Below are 11,484 nucleotides of genomic sequence, written 5' to 3'. Positions count from 1 at the left end.
CCTGACAGATGGGAAAAGGCTAATGACTAAAAAGGGATCATTAGCCTTTTTATTTTAATACACTATATAGAATCGCGGAGACGCTTACCGTGAAAGGATGGGTGAAGGGAACACCCTTCACCTATAAACTGCTTATAGATAGGATAATACAAGGAAAAGTGAAGGGTGAAGAAATTGTTCATTATAACTCTTCGCATACCCGCATTTCCATACCTTTATATACCACTACAATCTTGTGTAGTTGCGTGGAGCCGATAGCTTGTTTCACCGTGTCCGTGTCGGCATAGCGGTTGGCTTGGGCGATGGCTTCTTGACGCAATTCCTCCACACGGTTTTCAGAATCGCGATATTTGGCGTATTTTAACTCAACGATGTAGCTGTGCTTCATGTCAGAATATATATCCAACATGGGACAGAGGAAAATATCGACGTAACCCGCTTGTGTATCTTGCTCGGAGATAGGACGGTAGAAGCGGTTTTGCGCAGTCATGGCCAAGGTGAAGCCGTGAACGAAGAATTCGCCCTTTTGCTTGTCACGTTGGGATGCATAACGTTTCAGGCAGTCGGCAATGTAGCCGAAATAGGCTTGCCAGTCGCCTCGATAAGCCAGCTGGCTTGAAAGTTCGCTTTTCTCATAGCTGCTGAAACTCAAGTCTGCGTCGTTGTATGTATTAAGTAAATAAGTGTATAGTTGCTCCTGAACCACCAGGTTGGGAATGGTCAGCTTGGTTTTTCCTTCATGCATTCCGCTAATGGTCAACATTCCGAAATAGTAGAGCAGGCTTATAAAATTGTCCGGACTGGTGATGTTGACGGCAGGGAAACCTTTCTTCAGTTCACCAGTGATATAACCTTGACTCACTAAAGTTTGAATGACGGAAGCATCGTGTGCAAACTCCTTATCCTTTCGAATGAGCATACGCAGCTTTTCATAGTCGATACGTATATTATCTTCTATCATTTCTCGTGGTGCTTTGCCGTTATCTATGTAATTCTTCACGAAGTAGAGCACCATGTTGGAGTTGTACATGGTAGTTTCACCGTAACAATCCTGCGCGAAGCAATAATTGTCGTACCACGGTTTCATTATTTCCATCAGTTCGTCAACAGTATGGCGGAAAGGGCTGTTGGTTGAATAGTAAGTCAGCATTTCGCGCACTTCTTCTTCGGTGAATCCCATCATTTGGTTAAATTGGGGGGTAAGTGAGTAGTTCGTGCCGATGTTGAAGCCACTCGTCAGGTCATCCATCGTTACGGGGCTTACGCCAGTGATGAAACAACGCTCTATGCTGGAATAAGTTCCTGCCTTCACCTTATTGAAGAAAGCACGTAGATAACCTTCGCCATGCGTTTCGTCAGTGTAACGGTGCAAGCTTTCCGCATCGGAAAGGATGGCGTTGGTGAAGTGGTCGTATTCGTCGATGAAGAGATACATTTTCTGTCCGGCACGTTCGCACTCCGAAACCAAATAGTCCAGTTGGTTGACAGCCCCGTCCTTTTCGTCCAATCGTTCTCTGATACCTTGTGGCAGGAGGTCGGAATAGACTTCACAGAAGAAGTCGAAGCGGATTTGGCAATGTGCATCCAGTCCTTTTCGATAATCGTTCAGTTCGCCGGTGATACCTGAAAAGTTAAGGTAAAGCACCAGATAGCTGTTGCGGTTTACTGTGGGATGCTTCCCGATGTAGAGGTCGCCGAATAAGTCGTTGAACTTATCGCGGGTACGCACATCGTAGTAGTGTTGCAGTACGTTCAGCGTGAGGCTTTTGCCGAAGCGGCGGGGACGGATGAAGAAAAAGAACCGGTCTGCCTGCTCTATCATAGGAATGAAGCGGGTTTTGTCTACATAATAATAGTCTTCGCGGCGGATGACTGCGAAGTTCATCATACCGTAAGGTAAACGCTTTCTGTTGGGTACTATATATTCCATTGGATCCATCTTCTGTCCTCCTGCTGATTTCTTTTTTATAACTTGCTTATTAATAGCGTTAACGACACAAAGATAGTAAAAGTTCTTGTTGGGTACGAGGCATCCTCAAAAAAGTATTGGAAAAACTCATTCACACAAAGAACTGCAGCCCTGACAAAGCTATTCTGAAACAGCAGTGAAGTGGCGGAAATAATTCTCGAGGTTAGCTTGTATATATTGAAAGATACTGTATTTTTGTGCAGAACTAAAAAAAGAAGAGACTATGTTGGACATTATTTTGATCGTAATTAGTGCCCTTTGTATGATAGCCGGGTTAGCAGGTTGTATTCTGCCGTTTCTTCCCGGTCCGCCTATTGCTTATGTGGGGTTGGTCATTCTGCACTTCACGGATAAGGTACAATATTCTACGACACAATTAATCGTATGGTTATTGATTGTAGCTGTTTTGCAGGTATTAGATTATTTCACTCCGATGCTGGGAAGTAAATATAGTGGCGGTAGTAAATGGGGTAATTGGGGATGTATCATAGGAACTCTTGTCGGTCTTCTTTTCTTGCCTTGGGGCATTATTCTCGGTCCGTTTCTAGGGGCGGTGATTGGTGAACTATTAGGAAATAAAGAGTTCTCGCAGGCACTCAAATCAGGTGTGGGCTCTTTACTCGGATTTATATTCGGAACTTTACTGAAGTTCGTTGTCTGCGGTTATTTTTGCTATCAATTTATCATAGGTCTTATTCGGTAACCTATTTGATGTTGTAAAACATTCGTAAGAATAACTTATCTATTGCCTTTACATAGAGTACTAAATCGATGTGTGTTCGTCTTTATTGAAGTAGCACATTGAGGTAGTACCATGAAAAAGACTTTTATTTATCTTTCTTTTATCATTTTCTTGGGGTGGTTTCCCTCGCTTTTTGCGGGAGAAATTTATGTATCCCTGCAGGGGAATGATAAGAATCCCGGGACAAAGGAAGCTCCGTTTTATACATTAAACCGGGCAATCAAGCAGGCTCGTGAATGGCGTAGACTGAATCGGCCGGAAGTAGCCGGAGGAATTTATATTCGTTTGGAAGAGGGTGTTTATGCCCAGCGCAATTCTCTGTTTCTTCGTCCGGAAGATAGTGGGACACCCGATTCTCCAACGGTGATTTGTGCAGTAGATGGTGCTCACCCTGTAATTAGTGGTGGAGTTGCTGTTACGGGGTGGAAGCGTGGATGTAATCATCCGGCAATTCCTGAAAAGCTAAAGCAGAAGATATGGTCGGCAGAGGCTCCCCTAATAGGAAATAGAAGAGTAGAAACTCGGCAAATGTGGGTGAACGGTCATAAAGTTCAAAGAGCTGCGCAATTTCCTGACGGAGAATTGGAACGAATGATTGACTTCAATCCGGAAGAGCAGACAATAACGATCCCCGTTTCTCAAAGTGTAAATCCGAATAGACTACAAAATGCCGGTCAACTGGAAATGATTGTCCATCAACGCTGGGCGATTGCTATTTTGCGCGTGAAAAGTATAGACGTGAAAGACGGACAAGCTGTAGTTCGCTTCCATGAACCCGAAAGTTACTTGGAGTTTGCGCATCCCTGGCCGCAACCCGTCATCGGAGGAGAGAAAGGAAATTCTTCCTTTTGCCTGACCAATGCACTGGAATTGCTGGACCAACCCGGTGAATGGTTCCAGGAATATCCTTCCGGCACGATTTACTATTATCCGCAGGCGAGCGAAAATATGGAAACAGCTGAAGTGATTATCCCTGCCTTGGAAACTTTAGTGACCATAGACGGTACATTGTCCCGTCCGGTAAAACATATACAATTTAACGGAATTACTTTTGCGCATACCTCTTGGATGCGTCCTTCTTTTCAGGGGCACGTCACCTTGCAAGGGGGATTTCCTTTATTGGATGCCTATAAACTACAAGAACCGGGGCTTCCGGAAAAAGCGGAACTGGAGAACCAAGCCTGGATCATCCGTCCCGAAACAGCGATACGTGTAAGAGGTGCCGAACATATTGATTTCAAGCATTGCACGTTTCGTCATTTATCATCCACCGGACTGGATTATGAATGGGCAGTCACAGCATCGAGCGTCGAAGATTGTCAATTTACGGATATTGGAGGAACGGCTTTACTAGTCGGTGCATTTCCGGACGGAGGATTTGAGACGCACATCCCTTTTATTCCTGCTGACGTACGGGAATTATGTTCCCATATTACTATCAGAAACAATTTCATAAGTAATGTGACTAATGAGGACTGGGGATGTGTAGGTATCGGCGCCGGATATGTCAGAAACATGGATGTTTCTCATAATGAAGTCTGCCATCTGAACTATTCAGGGATTTGTGTAGGCTGGGGATGGACATCGCTGGAGAGCGGAATGTGTAACAACCGGATAGAAGCAAACTATGTACATCACTTTGCCCGTCGGCTATACGATGCAGGCGGTCTGTATACTCTTTCCAACCAGCCGGGTTCCGTCATGCGTAATAACCGGATCGAACATTTAATCGAGGCACCCTACGCTACGAATGACCGGGCTTTTTATATCTATCTGGATGAAGCTACGGACGGATATACAATGGAAAACAACTGGTGTCCCACTGAACGTTTTGATTCGAACCGCCCCGGGAAAAAGAACGTGTGGAAGAATAACGGGCCTCAAGTGGCGGACAGTATTAAATACAAAGCTGGAAGAATAAAGCAAGATTGAAACAAATCAATGGATTAACATAGTCATCAATGTACTAGTATAGCAATCAATAAACTAGTGTAATAATCATTAGAACTAGACTAGTATGGTAATCATTCAAACTAATCTGATAATTATAGTAATCAATAAACGATATTTAATCAATAAAATAGATGAAACCAACGAACTATCACTTATTTGATTTCCTTGATTTCGATACCGAGTTATCAAGGAATGAGTCGCTTTGGAAAGCATACAAGCCAACGGCTGTTTATGAAAAGGAAGGAGATATTTACGTAACAGTTCCCTTTCAGAAGCAAAAGCTGGCTAACGATATGATGGCGGATACCGATGTTCCCCAGGAGGAATATATGTTAATCATCCGTCAGTATAACATCGGTATCACCCGCCTGTTTCTTGGCTTCGGCGATTATGTGCTGACAGATGAGTCGGAAATGCTACAATTCAGTGACCGGATTCAGAAAGTGCCCCTGTTTATAAAAGAACAAAAAGGAAAATGGATTCTTTCGACGGAGGACGGAACGAAGCGTGCCGTTATCAATGTGGAAGAGCCTCTATTAGACCGATGGAGCGAATTGCTTTCCGACCCTCAAGAAACGCTTGATATCACTTTATACCCTGATGGAAAGCGTGAAATCCGCTTGTCAGCCTACGACCATTTTTCGCCTCCCCGCTACGATGCGTTACCTGTTGCTTTTTGCAAACGCGACGGTCGGAAAGAACGTGCAACGCTTTCTTTTGAATGTAAGCCCGATGAATGTTTTGCCGGAACCGGAGAACGTTTCTTTAAAATGGACTTAAGCGGACATACTTTCTTCCTCAAAATCAACAGTATCTCTGTATGAGCAACTTGCGTACACGTGTTGCAATTATATCGCAAATCCGAAAATAAGCATCCATAAGCAACCACAGCTCTTGACTGCAAAAATATAAAATTTTCCAATAAATATCGTGATATAAACGCATAATAATCAAAAGTATGGCACGAATTTAACAGAATCTCCACTTTTATCCTTACCTTTGTACATGATATTGGGGAACTATACCCTAACAATTATAAGGAAACGATGCAAATTCAAAACAATACATTGATAGCGGAATGCTCAGCTTACGATTTCAAGGAAATGTTGGAACGTAAGAAAGTGAAGTCATGGCTCAAATCCGTGTCGGCTTTTGCCAATACAGAAGGTGGCAGTCTGTTCTATGGAGTGAACGATGATGGAGTGATTGTAGGTTTGGAGAATCCACAATCCGATGCTGATTTTATCAGTGAAATGATGAAGGCACGACTTGACCCTGTGCCGGAAGTTCAGCTTATTCCGATAGAACACGAAGGGCATACCCTGCTTGAAGTGAAAGTAAAGGCAGGAACGCTTACACCTTATTACTATTATCAGGATGGGACACGTACCGCATATGTACGAGTTGGCAATGAAAGTGTAGAATGCAACTCCCAACAATTACTTTCGTTGGTATTAAAAGGCACGCACATGACATGGGATTCTCTTCCTACCCAAGTGGATGCCGGCAAACATTCTTTCATCATCCTTGCCAATACTTTCCGTGAGCAAACCCATCAAGAATGGAACGACAAGTATCTGGAATCATTCGGACTAGTAACTCCTGACGGCAAACTGACCAATGCAGGATTGCTGTTTGTGGATAATTGCACGGTATTTCAATCGCGTATTTTCTGCACCCGTTGGACTGGACTCTATAAGGATGATGCCATCAGTTCCGTAGAACATCGGGCTAACCTTGTGCTGCTCTTAAAATATGGTATGGATTTCATCAAAAACTATACCATGAGCGGCTGGGTGAAGATGCCAAACTATCGCCTTAACCTCCCCGACTATTCCGACCGTGCCATCTTTGAAGGACTGGTAAACCACCTTATCCATAGAGATTATACTATAATGGGCGGTGAAGTACATATCGACATTTATGATGACCGCGTAGAACTGGTATCACCTGGTGCTATGCTTGACGGTACACAAATTCAAGACCGTGACATATACAAAGTGCCGTCCATGCGTCGTAATCCTGTCATTGCAGATGTGTTCACACAGTTGGATTATATGGAGAAACGTGGTTCCGGTTTACGCAAAATGCGAGAGCTTACAGAGAAATTACCTAATTTCTTGCAAGGCAAAGAACCGCAATATCAAACGGAAGCGACCTCTTTCTACACCACGTTCTATAATTTGAACTGGAACGAAAGCGGAAGAATACCTGTAGAGGAAGTAGCCAACAGGGTAAATAGTACCCTCGAAAAGTACCCTGTAAACGAAGAAAGTTCGGTCGAAAAGTTCGGTGTAAACACAAAAGAGTTCGGTGTAAATGAAGAAAGTTCGGTCGAAAAGTTCGGTGTAAATGCGGATAAGTTCGGAGATACATCGGAAACACAGAAGAAAGTCAGTAAAACTGCACAAAAGATAATCGACCTCGTTATTTCAGATCCTTCAATCACAGCTGATAATATGGCCAACAAGATTGGTGTAACTAAACGCGCTATAGAGAAAAATATCAAGAGCCTTAGGGGTATGGGAATTTTGGTTCACGAAGGTTCAGACAAGGCTGGTTATTGGCGCATTATTGTTAAACCATAAACAGAACAACAAACCTATGGAGACCTCTTTCATACCACTCTTTGCAATCATAGCCGTTTTGATTATCGCCTTTTTGTTTGCCTCTTTGCCACAGGTAAACCATAAAACGCGATACCGAGTGCTTTATGCAATAGCCATTATCATGCTATTAGCTGTTATCCCTATTAGTGAATATATGGCTGGTGGCATACAAAACTCAAGTAACAATTATCTGCTTGTCCTAATATTCGATATTGCAGTAGGATATTTCTGTATGTACATTGCTGCTTTGCTAAAATTCAACGTTCTTAAACGAAAGAACCAAGCATTAGAAAACGCCTTGACAGAAAAGCAACAAGAAAATGTAGCAATCCTATTGGAGCATCAAAACGAAAAACAACAAGCACTCCGGCAAAGAGAGCTTGAATGGTTAGCTGGGAAAATAAAGATGTTTACCGAAGAAGAACAGGAAGCTATTCTTGCCAGTGCTCTATCATTTGCTGAACATGACTTGATAGTTGCTCCCTCAATAAGCATACAACCTAAAGAAACATGTAGTCAGCAAGAACTAATGTACTTTGTCTGCTCTGCTTTTTACAATATGGATAAAAGTCGTAGTGAAGTTGTGGGTTTCTTATATAAAGTTTTTCCTCTCTATTTTCCAGCAGGAGAAAGTGCATTGGCTAAAAAGATGCCGGGATTGGAAAAAGTAAAAGAGAGGAGAGAGAAAGAATGTAATTAGCGCATATTTTCAAACCATAGAATAGAATTAAAATGAATAATACACTTATAGATAATTCCATAGAAGCACTTTCAATGACAACAACATTGAGAAAATGCTTAGCCATTGATGGTATTAAAACAGTTAGTATTGCCACAGGCTATTGGGATATTCCCGGTTTAGCTATACTACAAGAAAATTTGAGGTCTTTCATTGAAAAAGAAGGAACAACGCTTCGTTTACTTATAGGAAAAGACCCTTATATATACGTAAATCAATTAAAGTCACCTAAATATAAAGATGCAAATTATCCGCTGGACTTCATAAAAACTGATATCCACGAACTTAATGTTACTGAGGAATATAAAGATGCTATACGTCTGCTTCTTGATTATTGTACGGAAAACAATGATTCAAAGATTCAGATTCGTGTATTTCGAAAAAATGAAAATGACGAAACTCAATTTTTACATTCTAAGTGTTACATCTTTGACGGAAAGTCAAACGGCATTGGTATTGGTATCGTGGGTAGTACAAATTTTACACAAAAAGGATTACAAGGTAACGCTGAATTAAACTATATTGAAACAGCTCCAAATCAAGTGTTATCGCTTGATGAAATACCTGGTAATAAATCTCATTTGATATGGTTTAATGAAAAATGGGAAATATCTGAACCTTGGAACAAACAATTCTTAGAACAAATCCTTAAATCTGCACCTATAACAGATGACGTGGAAAAAGAACGCAAAAGTGAACAACAATCATTCACTCCATACGAACTATATATCAAATTGCTACAAATTAAGTTTGGTGACATTGTAGACAAATCACTCGGACAACAGATAGAAACTTATCTGCCAGCGAACATCCACAAACTGGAATATCAAATAGAAGCTGTTAAGAGGTGTATCGGCATTATGCACGAACATGGTGGCTTTATGTTGGCAGATGTGGTGGGACTTGGCAAGACGATTATTGGTACGCTCATCATCAAGCGTTTCTTGTCCGTACCAGAAGACGATGGACGAGAACGTAAAGTATTGGTCATTACTCCTCCTGCCATTCAATCGGGTTGGAAGAAGACTATAGCCATGTTCGACAAAAATTCTGACGAGAAGATTGCGCCATACATTGACTTCATTACAACTGGACGCATCGGAAATGTTGCCGAAGATGAGAGCTGCGAAGATGACGATGACGACAGCCGCGATTCTGGCGATTTTGGTGGAACACTCCAAGAAAAGAATTATGGCTTTATTGTCATTGACGAAAGCCATAAGTTCCGCAACAGTGCCACATTGATGTACCAGTCTCTTGATGAACTGATACAGAAGATTTGTTCTAATACAGGGGTATATCCATACGTGGGTCTTCTTTCTGCCACACCGCAGAACAACCGACCAAACGACTTGAAGAATCAGATTTACCTTTTTGAGAGAAACCACAATGACAGTACATTGAAGAAGGCTGAAAGTGGTAATATCGAAAGGTTCTTTGCAGATGTCAACCGAGAATATGAATTGCTGATAGATAGAAGCAACGACATACCAGCAGATGAGCGCCGCCAACGCTTGGATGCCGTGTCAAAGAGACTGCGTGATTGCGTGTTAAGTGATATTCTAGAACGCCGAACAAGGACTGACGTTGAGAAATATTACAAGGATGATATGGAATCACAAGGCTTGATATTTCCAAAAATTGTTGGACCTAACAATCTTGAATACATCATGGATGACGAGTTGGCTCAACTGTTCTCTGATACTATGACAATCATTGCTCCAACGGAGGCAGAAAAGTTGCAGACTGACGAGTGGCTAAAATATTTCCGCTATCGTGCCATTGAATATTTTACTGACCCTGCCAACGAAAGAAAACATACAGGTCGAGGCAATCGTGGTGTCAACGACGTTGCCAAGCAGCTTGCAACCATCATGCAGATTCTTCTTGTGAAGCGTCTTGAAAGTTCGTTCACTGCTTTCACCCAATCCCTGTTGAACCTGCGACGTTACACAGAGAACATGATTAAGATGTGGGAGAACGACACAATTTTCGTTTGTCCGCAAATTGACGTGAACAAAGAACTTGACTATGAAGCCAAAACATTGAAACGTGGTAAACGTGTTTCGTTTAATGATTGTGTAGAAGACATCAGAGCCAAGATAACAAAATTGACGGAACAAGGGCGTAACGAGAAGGGACAGAATGCAGAATATAACCGCAAAGACTTCAAGGAGGAATACTATATCCAACTGAAAGAAGACTTCCGACTCATTTCTAATCTCTATGATCGATGGGCGAAAAACCCACAAGACCCGAAATTTGATGCTTTCAAAGAGAACATCAAGCCAGAATTGTTTAATCCACAAAAGAATACCTCTGGAAAATTGGTTATCTTCTCGGAAGCTATAAACACGGTACAATCGCTTGCGAGAGCGGTAAAGGCAAAGGGCTATAAGGCACTTGTCATTACTGCTGCCAATCGTGATGAGATGGAACATACGATTGAGGAAAATTTCGATGCCAATTACGAAGGTGTCTGGAAGGATGACTACAATGTTATCATTACAACAGAGGTCTTGGCTGAAGGTGTGAACCTCCACCGTGCCAATGTTATTCTGAACTATGATACTCCTTGGAACTCCACTCGCCTGATGCAGCGCATAGGTCGTGTAAACCGTATCGGCAGTAAAGAGCCTTTTGTCTATGTCTATAACTTCATGCCAAGTGCAGAAGGCGATGCGCAGATTCAGTTGGTTCGCAAGGCACATACCAAGTTACAATCCTTCCATGTCCTGTTTGGTGAAGACAGTAAGATTTTCTCGGAAGAGGAAAGTGTGGTACATTACGGTATTGCCAAAGCTGTTGACGGTGAAGAATCACCTTTGCAGAAGTATGTATATGAACTGAAACAATACAAGGATACTCACCCTGAACGTTATCTGCAAATAGAACAAGCTGATAAAGACTGGCAGATAGCACAGGCTGCAAGTGGAACGGCATATTTCATAGTAAAAGCACCACACTCTGCAAGGCTTGCAATTAGAATACGTACAGAAGCCGAGGGTCTGTATAACGCCAAAATAATTTCTTTGCTTGAACTGCTTGAAGATATGCGTGTGAAAGAAAATGCCAAACGTGTTCCATTACCAGATAACTGGCGACAGCTTTCGGCAGAAGCCATAAAGACTTATAACCAATACTTTGTCCGCATCAACAAGTCAAGGGCTGGTGACAAGGCTACGGCTGCAAAAGAAATGTTGGTGAAAATTAACAACACACCTAGTTTATCACTACAATCCAAGATTTTGCTGAAAAATGCTCGTAAGTTTATTGACCGAGGAAGTTTTGATATTATCAAAAAAGTATTGGCTATTGGTCAAGAATTAGAAGAGCGGGGGTTACGTCTCTTTGCCATAGAGCAACAAGATATAGACGAGATTCTGGAGCGAGAAATCGGCAAACTCGTAGCCCATGTGGAAAGTAAACAAGGCGAAGCATCTATTGTATTAGGAACCATCAAGTAAACAAA

At 42.1% G+C, this 11,484-nt stretch carries 6 protein-coding genes and 1 pseudogene; 6 read left to right on the top strand and 1 reads right to left on the bottom strand.

Annotated features, from left to right (window positions below):
* Positions 1–181 precede the first annotated feature (181 nt).
* On the bottom strand, positions 182–1,939 hold the full coding sequence (locus tag KQP79_RS17575; protein ID WP_055235473.1) for an AAA family ATPase: 1,758 nt from the start codon (positions 1,937–1,939) through the stop codon (positions 182–184).
* A gap of 253 nt (positions 1,940–2,192) precedes the next feature.
* Here KQP79_RS17575 and KQP79_RS17570 point away from each other — a divergent pair, with 253 nt between their 5' ends.
* From KQP79_RS17570 to KQP79_RS17545, 6 genes and pseudogenes are all read left to right on the top strand, one after another.
* Positions 2,193–2,672, top strand: a complete 480-nt coding sequence (locus KQP79_RS17570) for a DUF456 domain-containing protein (protein ID WP_008021882.1) — start codon at positions 2,193–2,195, stop codon at positions 2,670–2,672.
* Between the two features lie 111 nt (positions 2,673–2,783).
* Entirely contained in the window at positions 2,784–4,643 is a 1,860-nt protein-coding gene (locus KQP79_RS17565; RefSeq protein WP_008644031.1) for a right-handed parallel beta-helix repeat-containing protein, read from the top strand.
* Between the two features lie 152 nt (positions 4,644–4,795).
* Positions 4,796–5,467, top strand: a pseudogene (locus KQP79_RS17560) (alpha-xylosidase); the annotation flags it as partial.
* A 243-nt stretch (positions 5,468–5,710) separates the two neighbouring features.
* Positions 5,711–7,252 (top strand): RNA-binding domain-containing protein, encoded by a 1,542-nt coding sequence (locus tag KQP79_RS17555; RefSeq protein WP_005818839.1) that lies wholly within the window; start codon positions 5,711–5,713, stop codon positions 7,250–7,252.
* Between the two features lie 16 nt (positions 7,253–7,268).
* Positions 7,269–7,973 carry a hypothetical protein gene (locus tag KQP79_RS17550; RefSeq protein ID WP_005818837.1) on the top strand — a complete coding sequence of 235 codons (705 nt, stop codon included), beginning with the start codon at positions 7,269–7,271 and terminating at the stop codon, positions 7,971–7,973.
* Positions 7,974–8,005: 32 nt separating this feature from the next.
* The gene (locus tag KQP79_RS17545) at positions 8,006–11,479 is read left to right on the top strand and encodes a helicase-related protein (RefSeq protein ID WP_061448682.1); all 3,474 of its coding nucleotides are present in this window, start codon (positions 8,006–8,008) and stop codon (positions 11,477–11,479) included.
* The last annotated feature ends 5 nt before the right edge of the window (positions 11,480–11,484 follow it).

The sequence above is a fragment of the Bacteroides sp. DH3716P genome, from assembly GCF_025914115.1.
In the GTDB taxonomy this organism is placed as follows: Bacteria; Bacteroidota; Bacteroidia; order Bacteroidales; family Bacteroidaceae; genus Bacteroides; species Bacteroides ovatus.
The sequence above is the reverse complement of the archived record's forward strand: the minus strand, read 5'-3'. Positions and strand labels throughout refer to the sequence as shown.